Genomic DNA, 21,142 nt, shown 5'->3' with positions numbered 1-21,142 from the left:
TATAGATTGTGGGTTTATAAATAACACACCTCAGAGGAGCAGGTCTAGCCTGCTTTTTTTATGCCTAATACAAATATCAAAAGCAACTTATTGATGGGAACAACATTCAAACCCGTAAATCGCTTTTACCGTTCCTTCAAATTAAATGTTAGTTGCCATCAATCTGACCTTGTTGCAGTCAGTTATAATGGAGACAAAATCATAGGAGCTGGATTAATACGCTGTTATTTACCAACCAACAAAAGTATTAACATTAAACCTAGGTCTGAAGCGCAGTCTTGCCAAAGTTATGACCACCCCGAACTAGGTCAATTTGTATTAAGAAGCCTTTTTGTGGACCCAGAGCATCGACATTACGGAATCGCCAAACAGATATTAACTTTATTGTGTAATAAAAGTGACGCTAGGTTACTGCTTAGTTGCCCAAATGAACTAACATCACTTTACCAACCGTTTGGCTTTAGGGTGCAAAGTGCTCCCGATAATAAAACCCCTAACGCACTAATAAAAGAGCATAAAAAAGGCCTGACACTTATGTGCAGGCCTTAATAAACCAACTTAGCAGAGTAAATGACACTGCGACTAGGCAAGTTAATTTATAATGCAGCTTCTAGTTGCGGCAAAACTTCAAACAAATCTGCTTCTAAACCATAATCAGCCACTTGAAAGATTGGTGCTTCAGGATCTTTATTGATAGCAACAATAACTTTTGAATCTTTCATTCCGGCAAGGTGTTGAATCGCCCCTGAAATCCCCACTGCAATATATAGATCCGGCGCGACTATCTTACCAGTTTGACCAACCTGCATATCATTCGGTACAAAACCCGCATCAACAGCAGCTCGAGAAGCACCAATAGCAGCGCCAAGTTTATCAGCAATACCATCTAACAGTTTAAAGTTATCACCATTTTGCATACCGCGACCACCCGAAATAACGACATTGGCCGCTGTTAGTTCTGGACGTTCTGACTTGGTTAATTCATGACTTACAAATGTCGAAAGATCTGTCGATGCAGCTGCTTCTATGTTTACTAATTCAGCGTTACCAGATAAGTCAGCTTTATCAAATGCAGCGGTACGCACTGTTATAACCTTTTTAGCGTACTCAGACTGTACTGTTGCTATCGCATTACCTGCATAAATGGGTCGCTTGAATGTATCAGAGCTTTCAACAGCGATAATATCCGACACCTGTTCAACATCGAGTAATGCCGCAACACGAGGCATATAATTTTTACCTGTGGTCGTTGCTGGCGCCATAATGTGAGAATAATCTGCCGCCAAAGAAACAACTAACGCTGACATATTTTCCGCCAAAGCATGTTCATAACAAGCGTTATCAACCACCAGTACTTTAGTCACACCGGCAACTTTTTGTGCGCTCTGTGCAACCGACATACAGTCACTACCTGCGACCAAAATATGAATGTCACCACCAATTTGACTGGCAGCATCTGCCGCTTTTAATGTATCGGCTTTCAATTCAGAATTATCATGTTCCGCAATTAATAAAATACTCATGCGATCACCTTCGCTTCATTTTTTAATTTTTCGACTAGGTCTATTACCGATTCGACCATAACTCCAGCCACGCGCTTAGCAGGCTCTTCTACTTTTAGTACATTTAGTTTGGTGGTCGTATCAACGCCCATATCCGCTGCTACTTTGACTTCCAATGGCTTACGTTTTGCTTTCATAATGTTCGGTAAAGAGGCATAACGAGGCTCATTTAGTCTTAAGTCTGTAGTGACAATGGCCGGTAAAGACAATGATACAGTTTGTAATCCGCCGTCAATTTCACGAGTTACCGCAACCTTTCCATCTGCTACATTTACTTCACTAGCAAAGGTGCCCTGCGGCATATTTGTTAACGCAGCTAGCATTTGCCCTGTTTGATTATTATCCGAGTCTATTGACTGTTTACCCAATATGACCAACTCAGGTTGAATTTCTTCAACCACTTTTTGCAATAATTTGGCAACTTGCAAAGAGCCAAGATTGAGGTCAGTCTCAATTTGTATCGCACTATCAGCACCAAGAGCTAATGCGGTACGCAGTTGTTCTTGACATGCTTTTGTGCCAATAGAAACAACAACTACTTCAGTCGCAATGCCCTTCTCTTTTAATCGAACGGCTTCTTCAACCGCGATTTCACAAAATGGGTTCATTGCCATTTTCACATTAGCTAAATCGACATCACTGTTGTCAGCTTTAACGCGCGCTTTAACGTTATAGTCAATAACTCGTTTTATCGGTACTAGAACTTTCATATCATCTCCTAAACCTAAATCAATCTGATATGGGTTTTGTTTACGGTCTCGTTATAATGTAGAACAATGTAATCGCAGTTAACGTAAACGTCAACCTGTGATCACTCTAAAAAAATCATAGAATTGTAAAGTTAACTTATACAAATGTAGGTTGTTTTAGATAAGTTGCAGGGTGTTTAAGAAATAAAAACAATATTTAGATCTATTCCATAAACACCATTAGAGAATTAAACGACATTAAATTAAGACGCTTGCTGTTCCCAGGCGACCATGCCTCCAGCAACAGAATATACAGCGTCTAGTCCCATACGGTTAAGTGACTCAGCAGCTAATGCTGAACGAGCGCCAGAGCGACAAATTAAATAAATATCTTGATCGGCTAACCCTAACATCGGATCGGCTAAATCTTTAACCGATGGATGTTGAGTAATTTGCATTTCCAACACACCACGAGGATAGTTTACGGCACTTTCTATATGTCCCAATGAGTACTCTGATGGCTCACGAACATCTATAACTACGGTATTTTTATTAAGTATTTCTTTAAAATCAGCAACACTTATTTCACGAATTTCTTGCTTAACATTGGCAACAATGTCTCCAATTGACGTTAACATCGCTTTCTCCTAATTTTTAATTAAAATAATTTGGTATATAACAAAGTGGTTGATACAAGGATCAGTAACACCCCAAGTATTCTCGATAATAGGGTTTGACTCAAGTAACGTGAAAGAACGACACCTGACAAAGATCCAACAGACGCAATTACACCTATAAACATTAAGGTTTTCCAAGGTAACTGATCAAAATAGTCTGGTGAATATAATGCATATGCTGCGGTACCTACTATAGATTGCAGCAATATGATTACAACACTAGTTGCCGCCGCAGCTCTTATACTTAAATTGGCGAGCAGAATAAGACTTGGAACAATTAAGAACCCTCCCCCAACTCCGATAAAACCAGTAAAAAAACCGACTATACCGCCGGTGATAACAAGAGAAAGTTTTTTTACTTCTGACGAGTTTGTCGAAGGTAAATTTGGCTGCATTAATAGTTTGATTGCGGCTAAAAAGGCCAATAATGCAAATACGCTTATCTGTATTTCACTTGAGGTAAATGAGCCAATTTTTGCACCAAGGAAACTCATGGCAATACCACTAGGCGCAAAATACACTAGAGCACTAAAATTTGTCGTTTTTGAAAATAAATGCGGTATTGCCGTAACCGCTGAAATAAAACCAACAACGACTAACGAACCAATAATAGCGACTTTATCTTCAATGCCTAGAAAATAAATTAAACTCGGCAAAGTTAGGATTGCACCACCTGATCCAAACAATCCCATCGCCAATCCAATTATTAGAGCAACAACGACCAACAAAATGCATATTCCTAAAAGTTATATCTTATACCCCAAATTGTGACACAAATACTCAAAATGTACACACTTAATTTTTGTCATGGTCTAACATGGACGCCGTCCGCACAGCTGGTTGAAAAACCGTTCTATATCGAACTCTTGGTCGAATGGGTGTTAAAGGCCACTCTCGTTTTTTAGCGGTCAATACGCAAACAGAACCCATTTTGGGCGCAATATTGGCGAACATATTGGTAATGCGACCTTTCTTTTGCTCCTTAATTTCACCTAATAAGGTCGAATGACATAAATAATGTTCATCAATAACCTCAAAACCTAACAGGTTCAGCCAGTCTTTTATCCGTGGAATTGAAAAAAGTCGGCAATGCCAAAAAGACTTGTTGGACTTAAATGGCCAAAGCTTGCCAACTAGAAGAAGTGATAAAGGGTTAAACACGGTTAATATTAAGTTTCCGTTAGGCATTAACACTCTATGAACTTCGCGTAACGTTTGATGGGGATCTGCGCTAAACTCAAGAACATGAGAAACCACCGCAGTGTCAATTGCATGTTGAACAAACGGCAATTCATCAATTTCGCCAACGACCCCAGTACTTTCAGTTCTGCTGGCCAAATTAGCTAAACTAATTTGATGGTTAATACGGCATGTTGTGGTATCTATTGCACTGGCAAGTGAACCAATTTTAAGCAAATGATTACCAAAACAAAGATTTAGTCTATGACTTATAGAGGTGTTTTCTTGTTGTTTTAACAGCTCTCCATTTGGAAATTCTTGCCAATGTTCCACTGGCTGGATCCAACGATAACCGAGTGCGGGTTTCATATATATTTGTGACCTTCTCGACAACTAAATTATTAGTTACACTTAAACTATCAACAATGAAAGAAGTAAGCATATGTATCAAGTAGTAAAGATTCCAGCCTTTTCAGACAATTATATTTGGGCTATACACAATAATGAAGGCAAATGTGCGATTGTCGACCCTGGCGACGGCGATGTCGTCATGTCATTTTTACAGATCCAACAGTTTGAGTTAACTGAAATTTTGATTACGCACCACCACTCTGATCATATTGGCGGTGTTAAGCTATTACAAAGTCACTTTCCCAATTGTAAAATATATGGTCCTGACACTAGTCGTTTTAACTCCTTTGCCCAGGGAGTTAAACAAGGTGACGTTATAAATTTAGAGGCATCGGATACTTGCATTGAAGTTATCGAAGTTCCTGGACATACCATAGACCACATTGCCTATTTCGACTCGGCCAATGTATTTGTTGGTGATACGCTTTTTTCTGCCGGTTGTGGTCGCCTCTTCGAGGGATCTGCAGAACAAATGCTTGTCAGTTTAAAAAAAATCAGTCGTTTAGCTCCATCAACCAATATTTATTGTGCACACGAGTACACTGCGTCAAATATTCAATTTGCGAAAACCGTAGACCCATCAAATCAAGATCTTATTGCTTATGAATCAATTGTTAAGGACTTGCGAAAAAATGATTTCGCAACTATCCCTACAACCGTAGAAGTTCAAAATAAAATAAATCCATTTTTGCGGTGTGATAGTCTTCCAGTAAAACACGCTGTCGAAAAACAATTTTCTACAAAAGACCTTGATGAGAAAAACTGTTTTGCAAATTTAAGACGCTGGAAAGATAGTTTTTAATTGATAAACAGAGTTATTCGGTATTAGCGTAGGCAGAATAAATGGGTTAATATTATTTTTTTCCTGTAACTGAATTTTATGTCGCTTAGCCCAACGCCTATTTAGCTGAGTTCACTACTAACCAAATTAAAGACTATTTATGAACAAAACTTATTTATACTGTTTCTCTGGACTATTATCACTGAGTGTTTTGTCTGGCTGTAATTTGACACCTACTTTTAACACTGACAAAGAGAAAAACCAGTACCAAGCTAAAAATCAAACACCTGAAGTAATAGCATCGCCAGAAGAAGTTGTCGACGCATTAACAATAGCTGCACTACAACTGGAAGTTGGTGAGCTTGCCAAAGAACTCAAAACTCCAGAATTTGAGGATGTTTGGGATCGCATTTCTTACCAACTCAGCATAAACGTACCTCAAAACAGACAAGTTGTTACTGAACGTAATTGGTACGCAAAACACCCGAGCTATATAAAACGTGTTTCAGCTAGAGCATCACCATTTCTTCACTTTATTGTAGAGGAAATTGAAAAACGTGAAATGCCAATAGAACTTGCGCTGTTACCAATTGTAGAAAGTGCATTTGACCCATTTGCTTATTCACATGGCCGAGCATCAGGGTTATGGCAATTTATTCCCGGGACTGGTAACCGTTTTAAATTAAAACAATCTTGGTGGTATGACGGACGCCGTGATGTAATCGCTGCAACTCGTGCAGCTTTAGATTACTTGTCGTTTTTACACAAGACGCTAGACGGCGACTGGTTGAATGCAATTGCCGCTTATAACTCTGGCGAAGGTCGTGTTCTTAGAGCAATTAAACGCAACCGTCAAAAGCATCTCCCTACCGATTTTTGGTCGTTAGATTTGCCGAAAGAGACTTCTGCATATGTTCCTAAACTGTTGGCTCTTGCAGATCTACTAAAAAGAAACGATGAATTTAATTTGGCCTGGACAAAGATCAGTAATCAACCAGCAATCGCCGTGGTTGATGCTAAAAGTCAAATAGATTTGGCAAAAGCAGCAGAATTAGCGGAAATGGATCTAGAAGATTTACACCATCTAAACCCTGGTTATAACCAATGGGCCACAGATCCAAATGGCCCACATAAATTCATACTGCCAATTGAGAAGGCGAATGCGTTTGAAGTTGCCCTGGCAAATTTACCTAACAATAAACGCATGTCTTGGTCGCGATATATTGTCAAATCAGGAGATACACTTGGCGGGATAGCACAAAAATTTAATACCTCGTTAGATGTACTTCGAGATGTCAACAAAATCAAAGGCCGATTAATAAGGGTGAACCAAGCGTTATTGATCCCGACATCATCAATCGCCTTAACAGACTATACGTTAACCGCTGAAAATCGCCTTGTTAAAAAACAAAATACCAAACAAGCGTCAAACAAACTGACTTACATTGTGCAATCTGGTGACACATTTTGGGATATTAGTCGCGAATACGATGTCAGTATTAGGTCGCTTGCAAAGTGGAATGGTATGGCGCCAAAAGATCCAATAAAACCGGGTCAAAAACTCGTTATTTGGAAAGATACCGTAACGAAACATCAATCTGAAAATGCGGTCATGCGCGCAATTACATACAGAGTTAGAAACGGTGATTCTTTAGCCCGTATCGCTAAAAAGTTTAAAGTTAAAATTGTCGATATTGCAAAATGGAACCAATTAGATACAGACAAATATCTGCGCGTAGGACAAGCTTTAAAGCTCTATGTCGATGTGACTAGAACTTAAAGCGACTAACGCAGTTAATTTTGTAAAACCATAGGGTTGTTTCCACATGAATAAAACAAAGAGTGTTGTTTATAAAGTCCTATTTGTTTTGGCATTCTCTCTAATATCATTGTCTGCCCTTGCCGACTTTGACATTAAAGGCGAAGTTAAAATGGTTTACCCAACAGGTGCTAAAGAATCGTCAAAAATGTCGATTGGTTATGTCGCCAAAGAATACGATCATACGTTTAAAATAGGTAAAGCTGAATATGCTGTTTCTGGACGCCCAGACAAATATTCCTTCGTATTAGTTTTGCAAAAAAACAACTACGTATGGGTTCAGGAATTTTCAAAAAGTTTAATTGAATCTTTTGATTGGAAGATTGGCGAAAAACACATTCGGTTATACAAAGAAATACTAGCAAAACCGGTCATGGGTGATTACATTCTATCGATAGACGACAAGGACTACTTTTTTTCAAAAAACATCGCTCAAATTACATTTTCGTTTAATGAAGAAGGGTTAGAAGAAATAGAAGTAGACGGCATGGTTGCCAGTTTAGGCCTTAATAAAGTAAAAGCTGAGTGTAAGGCTGACGAAAATGAAGAAGCTGCAGGTGAGCCTTGTGAGTCGCCTGAAGGCTAGTCATTAACTGTATTAAATTTACAAGGTTAAATTATGAAAATAGTAATCTGTTTGATGTTATTGGTTTGCGTTAATGTATTTGCCTGCGAAGAAAATGATCTATCAGACAATGATAAATTTATTAACGCCGTAAAAACGGCTGACTTTGTTTATATTGGCTCAGTTTCTCGACTTTATAAGTCACCTATAACAAAAACAAACCTAGACGGTTATAACGCTATTGTATTTGAAGTAACTGAAAAGATAGCAGGTAAAACATCAAATTATATGGATGTAGAAATTGCTCCACTATGCGGTATCAGTCCAGCACAAGATATTGATTATTGGCCACAAGAGCTTGGTGGTGAATATGTAGTATCGGGTATTTTTATCGACGACGTTTATTATGTAAATGCCATTATGGAAATTGATAATGCGATGGACATTCTTTACGAAGTCACTCGGATTGCTAGAGCAAATATTAAAAACTAATACCCATTTTTTTAAAATCCAAAAATTAGATACAAAAAAGGCACCCTAAGGTGCCTTTTTTATTAAACTAAGTGGTAGATTACCAACCAGTTTTTTCTGCAAGTGCTTTGCCGATTTCAGCAAGAGAACGTACAGTTTTAACACCAGCTGCTTCTAACGCAGCAAACTTGTCGTCAGCTGTACCTTTACCACCAGAGATGATAGCGCCGGCATGACCCATACGCTTACCTTCAGGTGCAGTAACACCGGCAATGTAAGAAACAACAGGCTTAGTTACATTTTCTTTAATGTAAGCAGCAGCTTCTTCTTCAGCTGTACCGCCGATTTCGCCGATCATAACGATTGCTTCAGTCTGCGGATCATTTTGGAACATTTCCAATACGTCGATGAAGTTAGTACCTGGGATTGGATCACCACCGATACCAACACAAGTAGACTGACCAAAACCAGCGTCTGTAGTTTGTTTAACCGCTTCGTACGTTAATGTACCTGAGCGAGAAACAATACCTACTTTACCTGGTAAATGAATGTGACCAGGCATAATACCAATCTTACATTCACCAGGAGTGATTACGCCTGGGCAGTTTGGACCGATTAAACGCACACCTAGCTCGTCACACTTAACTTTACAGTCAAGCATATCAAGAGTTGGAACACCTTCAGTGATACAAACGATTAGCTTGATACCAGAGTTTGCGGCTTCTAGAACTGAATCTTTACAAAATGCAGCAGGTACATAAATTACTGACGCGTCCGCACCAGTTTCTGCAACCGCTTCAGCAACAGTATTAAATACTGGAAGACCAAGATGCGTTTGACCACCTTTACCAGGCGTTACACCACCAACCATGTTAGTGCCGTATGCAATTGCTTGTTCAGAGTGAAAAGTACCTTGTGAGCCAGTAAAACCTTGGCAGATTACTTTAGTGTCTTTATTAATTAAAACGCTCATTATTTGCCCTCTGCAGCTTTAACTACTAACTCAGCAGCACTTTGTAAGCTTTCTGCTGCAATGATATCTACGTCTGAGTTCGCTAATACTTCACGACCTTTCTCAGCATTTGTACCTTCTAAACGCACAACAACTGGAACTGAAACACCAACTTCTTTAACTGCACCGATGATGCCTTCTGCAATCATGTCACAACGAACAATACCGCCGAAGATGTTAACTAAAACAGCTTTAACATTGTCATCAGATAAAATGATTTTAAATGCTTCAGCAACACGTTCTTTAGTTGCGCCACCACCAACATCTAGGAAGTTTGCAGGACGACCGCCATTAAGGTTTACGATATCCATCGTACCCATAGCTAGACCAGCACCATTAACCATACAACCAACGTTTCCGTCGAGTGCGACATAGTTAAGTTCCCATTTTGCCGCATCAGCTTCACGCGCGTCTTCTTGTGAAGGATCGTGCATTTCTCTGATGTCTGCGTGACGACCAACAGCATTGCTGTCGATTGCAACTTTTGCGTCAAGACAATGTAAGTCACCAGCTGGTGTAATAACTAAAGGATTAACTTCAATTAACTCAACGTCTTTTTCTTTAAACATTTTCGCAAGACCTAAGAAGATCTTAACAAATTGACCTACTTGCTTACCTTCAAGACCAAGTTTGAACGCTAAGTCGCGACCTTGGTAAGGTTGTGCACCCGCTAAAGGACAGATAGTCGCTTTAAGAATTTTCTCAGGCGTTTCTTCTGCTACTTTCTCGATTTCAACACCACCTTCTGTAGATGCCATGAAAACGATACGACGGCTAGAACGGTCAACAACCGCACCTAGGTATAATTCTTGAGCAATGTCAGTACATGGTTCAACCAAAATACGACTTACAGGCTGGCCATTCTCATCAGTTTGATAAGTAACTAAACGCTCGCCTAACCATTTTTCTGCAAATGCTTTAATTTCGTCTTTAGTATTAACAAGTTTAACACCACCTGCTTTACCACGGCCACCGGCGTGTACTTGTGCTTTAACAACATAAGCATCACCAGGAATTAGATCAGCAGCTGCTGCCGCTTCGGCTGGAGTTTCAGCTGCGAAACCTTTAGATACAGGAAGCCCGTATTGAGCAAACAACTGTTTACCCTGATATTCATGCAAATTCATGAGGTTCAATCCATCTCTTTTATAAGTTAAAGGCTGCAGAACATCTACAGCCCAAATTACATGCGGGGATATTATAGTTCACCCCTAAATTAGTGCAATACAACTAAAGTATAAATTGGAATAATTGCACTAATTTTGTTAGCTTTATTTTACTTTTGTTTATAAATTAAACATCAAGTAACAAGCGTGTCGGATCTTCTAGCAACTCTTTAATTGTTACTAAGAATCCAACTGATTCCTTACCGTCAACCAATCTGTGATCGTAAGACAATGCCAAATACATCATAGGTAAGATTTCTACCTTACCTTCAACCGCCATTGGTCTATCTTGAATTTTGTGCATACCCAAAATCGCAGATTGTGGAAGGTTAATAATTGGCGTTGATAACAACGAGCCAAATACACCGCCATTGGTTACTGTGAAGTTGCCACCTTGCATCTCGTCAACAGTTAATTTGCCGTCACGACCTTTAATTGCTAGTGCTCGAATACCATTTTCGATTTCAGCAAAGTTCATTTTGTCGCAATCGCGTAGTACTGGTGTAACTAAACCACGAGGAGTAGAAACAGCAATACTTACGTCAAAGTAATTATGATAAACGATATCGTCACCATCAATTGACGCATTTACAGCTGGGAAACGTTTTAATGCTTCAACAACTGCTTTTACATAAAACGACATAAAGCCTAAGCGAGCGCCGTGGCGTTCTTCAAATACGTCTTTATATTGCTTACGTAAGTCCATAATTGGCTTCATGTTAACTTCGTTAAACGTGGTTAACATTGCAGTAGAGTTTTTAGCTTCTAATAAACGATTCGCAATTGTTTTACGTAAACGAGTCATCGGAACGCGTTTTTGTGTGCGTTCACCCAGAACTTGTGCCGAAGGAGTCGCAGAAGCTTTAGGTGCCGCTTTAGGTGCCGCAGATTGCGCTTTCACAAAGTTTTCAACATCTTCTTTAGTAACTCGCCCACTTTTGCCAGTACCTGTAATTTTAGATGCATCTAACCCTTTTTCAGAAATTAAACGACGAACTGAAGGTGATAACGCATCATCAGAAGACGTTGTTTCCTCAGCTTCAGTCGCTGGTGCAGACGCTGCAGAAGCACCACCTACGGTAATTTCTGCAATAAGTTGTTCGCCAAGAACCGTTTCGCCTTCAGGGCTAATGATTTTAGTGACGACTCCGTCTTCAGGAGACACAACTTCAAGTACTACTTTATCTGTTTCAACATCAACTAAGTTTTCGTCACGGCTAACCGCTTGACCTTCTTGAACGTGCCAAGTAGCTATTGAAGCATCTGCAACCGATTCAGGTAATACAGGAACTTTGATTTGAATTGTTTTTGACGGTGCTGCATCTGCTGCTGGAGCCGACGCTGCTTCTGCTTTAGGTGCTGCTGGTGCCGCCGCGGCTCCTGCTGCACCAATAGTTGCAATTAATTGTTCGCCTAAAACTACGGCACCTTCTTCTTGAAGAATTTCAGTAACAACACCATCTTCTGGTGATACAACTTCCAACACAACTTTATCAGTTTCAATGTCTACCAAATTCTGGTCACGAGAGACTGTGTCGCCAACTTTTACGTGCCAAGTCGCAACTGAGGCGTCAGCAACTGATTCTGGTAATACTGGAACTTTAATTTCAGTAGTCATGATTAATCCTTGAGATTATTTAATCGTTAATGCGTCATTAACTAACGCTTGTTGTTCTTTAGCATGGACAGAGGCATAACCAACTGCTGGTGAAGCTGATGCTTTACGACCGGCATATGTTAGGTTTGCTTTTGCTGGAATTGAATTCCAGAAATGGTGTTGGCTACAGTACCAAGCGCCTTGGTTCTGTGGCTCTTCTTGACACCAAACAAAATCTGTCACGTGTTTATATTTTTCTACTACCGCATCCATTTCTGCATGTGGGAACGGATATAACTGCTCCACACGAACAATGGCAACATCGTCTTGTTCAGCTTTACGACGTTGATCTAATAAGTCGTAATATACTTTTCCTGAACAAAATACCACGCGTTTGACGTTTGCTGGATTAATCTCATCAATCTCATCAATTACATTGTGGTAAGTACCTTCGGCCAATTCTTCCATAGTTGAAACGGCTAAAGGATGACGAAGCAATGACTTAGGTGTCATTACGATAAGTGGTCTACGCATTGGGCGTATCTGTTGACGACGGATCATGTTAAATACTTGAGCCGGAGTCGAAGGTACACACACCTGCATGTTGTGGTCAGCACACAATTGTAAGAATCGTTCCATTCTTGCCGAACTATGCTCAGGACCTTGACCTTCATAACCGTGTGGCAATAACATTGTAAGTCCACATAGGCGGCCCCACTTTTGTTCACCAGAGCTTATAAATTGGTCAATTACTACCTGTGCTACGTTGGCAAAGTCACCAAATTGTGCTTCCCATATAACCAAAGATTCTGGTTCAGCAGTTGCGTAACCGTATTCAAATGCGAGTACACCGACTTCAGATAACACGGCATCGAATATTTCAAATTTACCTTGTTCTTTATGTAAATGTTGAAGTGGGATATACGTAGATGCATCAACTTGATTATGCAATACAGCATGACGGTGGAAAAACGTACCACGACCAGAGTCTTGACCCGTAATACGGATATCGTGACCATCATCACATAATGCAGCATAGGCTAATGTTTCTGCAAAACCCCAATCGAGAGGTTTTTCACCCGCTAACATTTTACGACGCTCGTCATATTGTTTTTTAACCCGAGAGTGCAATGTGTGCTCTGCTGGGTACTGAGTGATTTTCTCACCTAGCTCATTCAATTTTTCAACTGAAATCGCTTTATTGTATTCAATGTCCCAATCGTGATTTAGGAAAGGTCGCCAATCTACAGAATGTTCTGTCATCGGACGCCATTCTTCAACTGTACATTCGCCTTTATCTAAAATTCCACGATAATCGTCAGCCAATTGCGTAACGTCTGATTCTTGGATCGAACCTTCAGCAACTAAACGTTTGATATAAAGGTTTCTTGGAACCGGGTGTTTTTTGATTTTTTGGTACATCAAAGGCTGAGTGGCATTTGGCTCATCAGCTTCGTTGTGCCCATGGCGGCGATAACACACTAGATCGATAACAACATCACGACGGAATGTATTTCGGTAATCAACGGCAAGTTGAGCAACCAGCGCCACAGCTTCAGGGTCATCACTATTTACATGAAATATTGGTGCCTGAACCATTTTCGCTATGTCCGTACAATATTCAGTAGAACGTGCGTCTTCTTGCAGTGACGTTGTAAATCCAACTTGGTTATTTACAACAATACGTACCGTACCACCTACTTTATAAGCACGTGTTTGGGACATATTAAATGTTTCTTGAACAACACCTTGTCCTGCGATTGCAGAATCACCATGAACGGTAATTGCTAACGCTTTAGAACCATTTTCACAATCACGACGGTCTAATCGAGCACGAACAGAGCCCATTACAACCGGGTTTACAATTTCAAGGTGAGACGGGTTAAACGCTAACGCTAAGTGGACATTACCACCGGCTGTTGCAAAATCTGATGAAAAACCTTGGTGATATTTAACATCACCTGCGGCAAGCGATTCATCAACTTTGCCGCCAAATTCTTCAAATAATTCGCCTGCTTTTTTACCAAGTACGTTAACTAAGACGTTTAGTCGACCACGGTGGGCCATACCAACTACAACTTCTTTTTGACCTTGCTCGCCGGCACGATGAATAATTTCTTTGATCATTGGAACAAGTGAATCGCCACCTTCCAATGAGAAACGTTTCGCGCCTGGGAACTTAGCACCTAAGTACTTTTCTAATCCGTCGACAGCAATTAAACCTTTTAAGATGCGTTTTTTAACATCTAAAGAAAATGAAGGTTTGCTTTGAATTGATTCTAAACGTTGTTGGATCCAACGCTTTTCGTCTGTATCAGTAATGTGCATGTATTCTGCGCCAATCGGACCACAATATGTGTCTTTTAGCGCTTCATACAATTCACCAAGCGGCATTTTATCTTTGCCGATTGCAAATGAACCCAGATTAAATTCACGCGTTTTATCAACGTCATCAAGTTCGTGGTGAGCTAAGCTCAATTCACGTACTTTTTCACGTTGCCACAATCCCAAAGGATCAAGGTTGGCGTTCTGGTGACCACGGAATCTAAACGCGTTAATGAGCTGAAGCACTTTAACTTGTTTTTCATCTGCTTGGTCAGCAACTGATACGACAGTACGGTCTTTTGTTTTGGCAAGTTGAGCGAATAAGTCGCGAATTTCTGAATGCTTGGTTTCAACGGAAACCCCCTCTACTTTTGGCAGAGTATCAAAAATTTCACGCCACTCATCAGAAACAGAAGTCGGGTCGTCTAAATACAACTCATACATCTGTTCAACATATACCATGCTGTTAGCTGATAAATGTGAACTATTCAGCCAAGATTGCATAACACCTTCGTGCATTAGATATATATCCTTGTTAGTCGATTTGTGACTAGCTTTTTCTTGTTTAAAAATAAAAAAGAGCCCTTCCAAATAAATGAAACGACTCTTTCTCTTGTTAGGTCATTACAGCCTCAGTTTTCACTTTCTAAACTGACCTCTGCAACAACATAGACTTGATGTGTCCAATCGCCTTTGTCGGGTTTAACCCTTTAGGACAAACGTTGACACAGTTCATGATACCGTGGCAACGGAACACACTAAATGCATCGTCTAAGTCAGCCAGTCGCTCATCAGTTGCGGTGTCACGGCTATCAATTAAGAATCGATAAGCATGTAACAAACCAGCAGGTCCGATAAACTTGTCTGGGTTCCACCAGAACGATGGGCATGACGTAGAACAACATGCACAAAGAATACATTCGTACAAACCATCAAGCTTTTCGCGATCTTCAACAGATTGAATATATTCGCGAGCCGGTGGCATTTTGTCGTCGTTAATTAAGAATGGCTTAACTTTTTCATATTGCGTGTAGAACTGAGTCATATCGATAACTAAGTCACGTACAACCGGCAAACCAGGTAATGGACGTAATATAGTCGTCCCTGTACCAAGTGCAGATAGCGGCGTGATACACGCTAAGCCATTTGTGCCATTCATGTTAAGACCATCAGAACCACATACGCCTTCACGACAAGAACGACGGAACGACAATGTTGGATCTTGTTCTTTTAATAACATTAATGCGTCTAGTACCATCATGTCTTGACCGTCTTCAACTTCAAGTTGATAGTCTTTCATGTATGGAACATCATCTACATCAGGGTTATAACGGTAAATCGAGAAATTCAAAGTTTTCATATTTCGTTACTCCCCTATTAGTATGTACGAGCTTTAGGCGGAAATGCTTCACGATGCACAGGGCTCATGTTCACTTCACGCTTGCTCATTTCTTGAGTTTTTGGGTCATAAATACTGTGGCATAACCAATTTACATCATCACGGTCTAAGAAATCTTCGCGACTATGGGCACCACGGCTTTCTGTACGGAAATTAGCAGCGGCAGCGGTAGCAAGTGCAGTTTCCATAAGATTGTCTAATTCCAAACACTCAATACGCTGGGTATTAAATTCTTTCGAATTATCAGATAATTTCGCATGTTTTAAACGTTCACGAATTTCTTTTAATTCTGCCAGACCTTCCGCCATTGCTTGACCTTCACGGAAAACCGAGAAGTTAAGTTGCATACAGCGTTGTAAATCTTTTTTGATTTGAACTGGATCTTCACCTTGAGAAGTCGATTCCCAACGATTGAAACGTTCCATCGCTTTCTCAACATCAGCATCAGTTACTTCAGTGGCACCGCGCCCTTCACCTAAATATTTTTCTAGATATAGACCTGCAGCGCGACCAAACACAACTAAATCAAGCAATGAGTTACCACCTAAGCGATTTGCGCCGTGTACAGATACACAAGCAATCTCACCTACGGCAAACAAACCTTCAACTTCAGCAAACGAGCCATCGTCGAGTTTTGTTAACGCTTGACCGTTTACGTTAGTTGGAACACCACCCATCATATAGTGACAAGTAGGAAGAACTGGAATTGGTTCGTCAGCTGGATGAACGTGAGCAAATGTCTTAGACAATTCACATACACCAGGTAAACGTGCTTCTAACGTTTCACGACCTAAGTGGTCTAGTTTTAACTTCAGGTGAGGACCTAAAGGACCGTCACAACCGCGACCTTCACGAATTTCAGTCATCATTGAACGTGCAACAACATCTCGAGACGCTAGGTCTTTCGCATTTGGTGCATAACGTTCCATGAAACGTTCGCCGTCTTTATTAAGAAGGTAACCACCTTCTCCACGACAACCTTCTGTCACAAGTACACCTGCACCGGCTATGCCTGTTGGGTGGAATTGCCACATTTCCATGTCTTGCAATGAAACGCCAGCGCGAACCGCCATGCCAACACCGTCACCAGTATTAATATGCGCGTTAGTAGTAGAAGCATAAATACGGCCTGCACCACCTGTTGCTAAAACAGTCGCTCGAGCTTTAAAGAAAACAACATCACCAGATTCGATGTCAATTGCTGTACAACCGACAATTGCACCATCGGCATTTTTAACTAAATCAAGTGCATACCATTCGCTATAAACTGTAGTTTTGTTTTTAACATTTTGTTGATACAACAAATGTAACAAGGCGTGGCCAGTACGGTCAGCTGCCGCTGCAGTACGAGCAGCTTGTTCGCCACCAAAGTTTTTAGATTGGCCACCAAACGGACGTTGGTAAATTCGACCATCTTCGAAACGAGAAAAAGGTAAACCTTTATTTTCCATTTCTAAGATTGCCTCTGGCCCTTCTTTACACATGTATTCAATCGCGTCTTGGTCGCCGATAAAATCAGAACCTTTAACGGTATCGTACATATGCTGTTCCCAGTGATCTTCATGGGCATTACCTAGTGCTACGGTAATACCACCTTGAGCAGATACTGTGTGCGAACGAGTTGGGAAAACTTTTGAAATCAAGGCGCATGATTGGCCTGACTCTGCAATTTGCAATGCGGCGCGCATACCTGCGCCACCTGCGCCGATTACGACGGCATCAAATTCAAGAACTTTAATACTCACTTAAACACCCCACAAAACAAATAAACCAGTTATGACGTAAGCCAAACCGATCGTGTTTAGAATAAAGCTTAGTATTGAGCGCATTTTTGGGCTTTTAACGTAATCCGTTAATACTTGCCAAAGACCTATACGAGTGTGAACCCAAATACAAAGTAAGGTGATAAAGGTAAATACTTTAACCGCAATGTTAGAGAATAAACCTGACCAACCTTCATAGGTCACAGTAGGTGTTGTTAGGAAATAACCTAAAATAAATATGACATACGCTGTCATGAATAACGCCGTAGCGCGAAGTGAAACGTAATCTTGGATTCCGTCACGCTTTAAGGATGCTTGATTAATCAACATATCCATACTCCCGCTAACACTACAGTTACAATCCAAAGTGCAATTGACACCTTGGCGCTTATGTTCCCTGATTCCAATTCTTCCCAATAGCCCATATCCATTATCAAATGACGAATGCCACCGATAACATGATAGGAAAGAACAGCAAGAGTACCAATAGTGATGATTTTGCCTATCACACCATTAATTAATTCTTGTGCTGTTTCAAATCCTTGAGCTGATTGTAAGGATATCGCCCATACTACAATCACAAAAATGAGCGCAAAAAATAATGCGACACCTGTGACACGATGCAATATGGATGCTTTAGCCGACGCTGGCATTGAAATGGTTGTCAGATCTAGATTTACAGGTCTTTGTTTTTTCACGGTTACATGCCTATCCGAGCTGTTTTTATTTTTGTGTGTGCGTACTAAACCAGTACACTTGTGTTTTTGCAATACGACTAAAGTTTAATATTTACAACTATTAAAATTTGGTAGAAATTACAGACTGCATACGTGTGCAGCCAAGTGGAGTATATATATCGATTCTCGATTTATCAATTTCTGTTTAAAATTAAGCGCTTTAATCCAAACGATTGAACAATTATTAGCTAATATTGAATAATTATTAGTCATAAGTGCAATTAAATTGACTTTTTACTCTATTTTGTAGTTACAATGTTGCACTTTTAAAAATGACCGACTTTACTTGTCTTACAAAAATACTAATTTTTGAATGTGCAAGTTAAGAAACGTCGCACAATTAAAAAACGACAATTATGAGGAGAACATGAATGGCGGATAAAAAGGCCACAGTTCAAGTCACTGGACAAGAAGCTTTCGAACTTCCTATTATGTCTGGTACTGCAGGTAACGATGTCATTGACGTAAGAACTTTGGGTTCTAAGGGTGTTTTCACCTACGACCCAGGCTTTTTGGCTACCGCATCATGCCAGTCTAAAATCACTTTCATTGATGGTGGTAAAGGAATTCTGTTGCATAGAGGTTATCCAATCGAACAACTAGCTGAAAACTCTAACTATTTAGAATTATGTTTTCTGTTATTGCACGGTGAATTACCTTCTGCAGAAGAACTGGCTGCGTTTGAAAACACCATTACAAACCACACATTGGTACATGAAAAAATTGCAACATTCTTCCAAGGATTTGTAATTGAAGCACACCCAATGGCGATGCTATGTGGTGTTGTTGGTGCTATGTCTAGTTTCTACCATGACGACCTTGATATTACTGATCCAGAGCAACGCAAACGTAGCGCTTATCGTTTAGTCGCTAAGTTACCTACTATCGCTGCAATGGCTTATAAATATAGTATCGGTCAACCTTTTGTTTACCCTCGCAACGACCTTTCTTACTCTGAAAACTTCCTAAATATGATGTTCTCAGTACCAGCTGAAGATTATGTAGTTAATCCTGTTTTGGCGGACGCAATGGATAAGATATTCATGCTTCATGCTGACCACGAACAAAACGCATCTACTTCAACTGTAAGACTTGCTGGTTCTTCAGGTGCGAATCCCTACGCATGTATCGCAGCTGGTATTGCGTCACTTTGGGGACCTGCACATGGTGGAGCAAATGAAGCATGTTTAACTATGCTAGAAAAAATTGGCTCTGTAGATCGTATTCCTGAATTCGTAGCAAAAGCAAAAGATAAAGCGGATCCGTTCCGTCTTATGGGCTTTGGTCACCGTGTTTACAAAAACTTTGACCCTCGCGCCAAAGTTATGCGTCAAACATGTCACGATGTTCTTAAGGCATTACACATCGAAGATCCACTATTGGATGTTGCAATGGAACTTGAACGCATTGCATTAGAAGACCCATATTTTGTTGAGAAGAAATTATACCCAAATGTTGATTTCTACTCAGGCATTATCTTAAAAGCAATGGGAATTCCTACTAGCATGTTCACTGTAATCTTCGCTATGTCTCGTACTATTGGCTGGATCAGCCACTGGGACGAAATGTTAGGTGAAGAAGGACAAAAAATTGGTCGTCCTCGTCAGTTATATACTGGTGCGCCTCAACGTGATTACGTTACAGCAGATAAACGCTAATTATTACGTACCTATTAGAAAATAGCAGCTTAGGCTGCTATTTTTTTGCCTATAATTTAACAAAAATCCATCTATATTGGTTAATTCGACTAACATTTAACGATATTCGTTAAATTATTTATCTATACGCCAAACCTAAAACACAATACCGTTCTAAGTTGTTGATAAATATAACAAATATAATTGGTGCGCTATGTGCAATACCAGTCAAACCTTAGATTATGGATTTGCAAAAAAATGAAAAACTTAAAAACAACAAATCATTCCCCTCTCATTGCTATTTTATTTGCTTTTTCGAGCGTATTCGCGATTAGCGGATGTGGTGAAGCGACAGCGTCAATGGATAAAGAAGAAGAAGAAAAAAAAGAAATTGTTAAAGTCCCTGTTGAAGCAACTAAGATTACTCGGGGCCAAATCGCAAATTATTATGCAGCCAACGCCATCCTAGAATCCATCAATGAAGCTGATGTAATCGCTAAGGTACAGGGTCTTATTGAGCAGGTCCTAGTAGAAGAAGGTGACTATGTCGAACAAGGACAAGTACTCGCCACTATAGACGCAACACGTTACCAATTAGTATTAGACCAACGTAGAGCAGAACTTAAACAAGTTAAAAGCGAATATGACCGACTCAATTCAACTAAAAACAAAGGTTTGGTTTCTGCAGATCAACTCGAAAAACTGCAATGGCAATACAAATCGCTTGAAGCCGCAACAAGTATCGCTGAGTTAGATGTGGCAGAAGCTAACGTAGTTGCGCCAATTTCTGGTTTTATATCGGCTCGCTACGTTAAAAAAGGAAATCTAGTCCAACAATATCAACATGAAAACTTATTCCATATCGTTTCTCAACGCGAACTTCAGGGCGTTTTACATTTACCAGAAGGTCAATTTTCTAATGTTAAGAAGGGCCAAAATGTTAATTTGTCTGTTCCAGCAGTAAACAACCAACAATTTGTTGCTAAGGTAGAAAGAATTAGTCCTGTAATTGATGCAAAAAGCGGCACATTTAAGGTAGTAATCACTATGGACAATCAAAAATTACTCTTAAATTCAGGAATGTTCGCTGAAGTTAAACTCGAATATGGCGTTCATCGCAATGCATTACTCGCACCTTCAAACAGTATTTTGACGATGGACAATCAATCGATTGCTTATATTGTGAGTGACAATAAAGCTATTAAGACAGAAGTGGTTATTGGTTATCGGGAAAATGGCTTTGTTGAAATTTTATCTGGCCTGGACGACAACGCGTTTTTGATCACAGCAGGTCACAATAATCTAAAAGACCAAGCTGACGTTAACGTAATTAATAATATTTAAGGGCAATA

20 protein-coding genes are annotated in these 21,142 nt (G+C 40.0%); 7 read left to right on the top strand and 13 right to left on the bottom strand.

What is annotated here, in order from left to right; translation table 11 throughout:
- The first annotated feature begins 60 nt into the window (after positions 1-60).
- A complete protein-coding gene (locus KO525_RS19955) occupies positions 61-549 on the top strand; it encodes a GNAT family N-acetyltransferase (RefSeq protein ID WP_368668254.1) in 489 nt (162 codons plus the stop codon).
- A gap of 47 nt (positions 550-596) precedes the next feature.
- Here the strand turns inward: KO525_RS19955 and KO525_RS05605 are convergent, their stop codons facing one another.
- The 5 genes from KO525_RS05605 to KO525_RS05585 form a co-directional block, all read right to left on the bottom strand.
- Complete coding sequence (locus KO525_RS05605; protein ID WP_215962814.1) at positions 597-1,523, bottom strand: electron transfer flavoprotein subunit alpha/FixB family protein; 927 nt, start codon at positions 1,521-1,523, stop codon at positions 597-599.
- Complete coding sequence (locus KO525_RS05600; protein ID WP_215962813.1) at positions 1,520-2,272, bottom strand: electron transfer flavoprotein subunit beta/FixA family protein; 753 nt, start codon at positions 2,270-2,272, stop codon at positions 1,520-1,522. The genes KO525_RS05605 and KO525_RS05600 overlap by 4 nt, the downstream gene beginning before the upstream one ends.
- A 242-nt stretch (positions 2,273-2,514) precedes the next feature.
- Positions 2,515-2,889: a rhodanese-like domain-containing protein gene (locus KO525_RS05595; RefSeq protein ID WP_215962812.1), complete on the bottom strand. Its 375-nt coding sequence runs from the start codon at positions 2,887-2,889 to the stop codon at positions 2,515-2,517.
- Between the two features lie 20 nt (positions 2,890-2,909).
- On the bottom strand, positions 2,910-3,653 hold the full coding sequence (locus KO525_RS05590; protein ID WP_256448304.1) for a sulfite exporter TauE/SafE family protein: 744 nt from the start codon (positions 3,651-3,653) through the stop codon (positions 2,910-2,912).
- A gap of 70 nt (positions 3,654-3,723) precedes the next feature.
- Complete coding sequence (locus KO525_RS05585; protein ID WP_215962810.1) at positions 3,724-4,476, bottom strand: methyltransferase domain-containing protein; 753 nt, start codon at positions 4,474-4,476, stop codon at positions 3,724-3,726.
- Between the two features lie 73 nt (positions 4,477-4,549).
- On the opposite strand from KO525_RS05585, the gene gloB reads away from it, so the two are divergent.
- The 4 genes from gloB (at position 4,550) to KO525_RS05565 (ending at position 8,175) form a co-directional block, all read left to right on the top strand.
- Complete coding sequence (gene gloB / locus KO525_RS05580) at positions 4,550-5,320, top strand: hydroxyacylglutathione hydrolase (protein WP_215962809.1); 771 nt, start codon at positions 4,550-4,552, stop codon at positions 5,318-5,320.
- 139 nt (positions 5,321-5,459) lie between these two features.
- Positions 5,460-7,079: a LysM peptidoglycan-binding domain-containing protein gene (locus KO525_RS05575; RefSeq protein ID WP_215962808.1), complete on the top strand. Its 1,620-nt coding sequence runs from the start codon at positions 5,460-5,462 to the stop codon at positions 7,077-7,079.
- Between the two features lie 46 nt (positions 7,080-7,125).
- Positions 7,126-7,704 carry a hypothetical protein gene (locus tag KO525_RS05570; protein WP_215962807.1) on the top strand — a complete coding sequence of 193 codons (579 nt, stop codon included), beginning with the start codon at positions 7,126-7,128 and terminating at the stop codon, positions 7,702-7,704.
- A gap of 33 nt (positions 7,705-7,737) precedes the next feature.
- Complete coding sequence (locus tag KO525_RS05565; RefSeq protein WP_215962806.1) at positions 7,738-8,175, top strand: hypothetical protein; 438 nt, start codon at positions 7,738-7,740, stop codon at positions 8,173-8,175.
- 79 nt (positions 8,176-8,254) lie between these two features.
- On the opposite strand, the gene sucD is transcribed toward KO525_RS05565, so the two are convergent.
- The 8 genes from sucD to sdhC all read right to left on the bottom strand — a co-directional run bounded on the left by sucD (position 8,255) and on the right by sdhC (position 18,114).
- The gene (sucD, locus tag KO525_RS05560) at positions 8,255-9,127 is read right to left on the bottom strand and encodes a succinate--CoA ligase subunit alpha (protein WP_215962805.1); all 873 of its coding nucleotides are present in this window, start codon (positions 9,125-9,127) and stop codon (positions 8,255-8,257) included.
- Positions 9,127-10,293 (bottom strand): ADP-forming succinate--CoA ligase subunit beta, encoded by a 1,167-nt coding sequence (gene sucC, locus KO525_RS05555; protein ID WP_215962804.1) that lies wholly within the window; start codon positions 10,291-10,293, stop codon positions 9,127-9,129. The genes sucD and sucC overlap by 1 nt, the downstream gene beginning before the upstream one ends.
- A gap of 166 nt (positions 10,294-10,459) precedes the next feature.
- Positions 10,460-11,950, bottom strand: a complete 1,491-nt coding sequence (odhB, locus tag KO525_RS05550) for a 2-oxoglutarate dehydrogenase complex dihydrolipoyllysine-residue succinyltransferase (protein ID WP_215962803.1) — start codon at positions 11,948-11,950, stop codon at positions 10,460-10,462.
- 15 nt (positions 11,951-11,965) lie between these two features.
- Positions 11,966-14,773, bottom strand: a complete 2,808-nt coding sequence (locus KO525_RS05545; RefSeq protein WP_215962802.1) for a 2-oxoglutarate dehydrogenase E1 component — start codon at positions 14,771-14,773, stop codon at positions 11,966-11,968.
- A 127-nt stretch (positions 14,774-14,900) separates the two neighbouring features.
- Positions 14,901-15,614 carry a succinate dehydrogenase iron-sulfur subunit gene (locus tag KO525_RS05540; protein ID WP_215962801.1) on the bottom strand — a complete coding sequence of 238 codons (714 nt, stop codon included), beginning with the start codon at positions 15,612-15,614 and terminating at the stop codon, positions 14,901-14,903.
- Between the two features lie 17 nt (positions 15,615-15,631).
- Positions 15,632-17,398: a succinate dehydrogenase flavoprotein subunit gene (sdhA, locus tag KO525_RS05535; protein WP_215962800.1), complete on the bottom strand. Its 1,767-nt coding sequence runs from the start codon at positions 17,396-17,398 to the stop codon at positions 15,632-15,634.
- Positions 17,399-17,746 (bottom strand): succinate dehydrogenase, hydrophobic membrane anchor protein, encoded by a 348-nt coding sequence (gene sdhD, locus KO525_RS05530; protein ID WP_215962799.1) that lies wholly within the window; start codon positions 17,744-17,746, stop codon positions 17,399-17,401.
- Positions 17,740-18,114 (bottom strand): succinate dehydrogenase, cytochrome b556 subunit, encoded by a 375-nt coding sequence (gene sdhC / locus KO525_RS05525; RefSeq protein WP_215962798.1) that lies wholly within the window; start codon positions 18,112-18,114, stop codon positions 17,740-17,742. The genes sdhD and sdhC overlap by 7 nt, the downstream gene beginning before the upstream one ends.
- A gap of 410 nt (positions 18,115-18,524) precedes the next feature.
- Here sdhC and KO525_RS05520 point away from each other — a divergent pair, with 410 nt between their 5' ends.
- Together KO525_RS05520 and KO525_RS05515 are read left to right on the top strand one after the other, a co-directional pair.
- Positions 18,525-19,811 (top strand): citrate synthase, encoded by a 1,287-nt coding sequence (locus tag KO525_RS05520; RefSeq protein WP_215962797.1) that lies wholly within the window; start codon positions 18,525-18,527, stop codon positions 19,809-19,811.
- A gap of 237 nt (positions 19,812-20,048) precedes the next feature.
- Positions 20,049-21,134, top strand: a complete 1,086-nt coding sequence (locus tag KO525_RS05515) for an efflux RND transporter periplasmic adaptor subunit (RefSeq protein ID WP_215962796.1) — start codon at positions 20,049-20,051, stop codon at positions 21,132-21,134.
- The last annotated feature ends 8 nt before the right edge of the window (positions 21,135-21,142 follow it).

The organism is Psychrosphaera sp. B3R10, from assembly GCF_018861025.1.
In the GTDB taxonomy this organism is placed as follows: domain Bacteria; phylum Pseudomonadota; class Gammaproteobacteria; order Enterobacterales; family Alteromonadaceae; genus Psychrosphaera; species Psychrosphaera algicola.
This window is presented reverse-complemented; position numbering and strand designations above follow the sequence as displayed.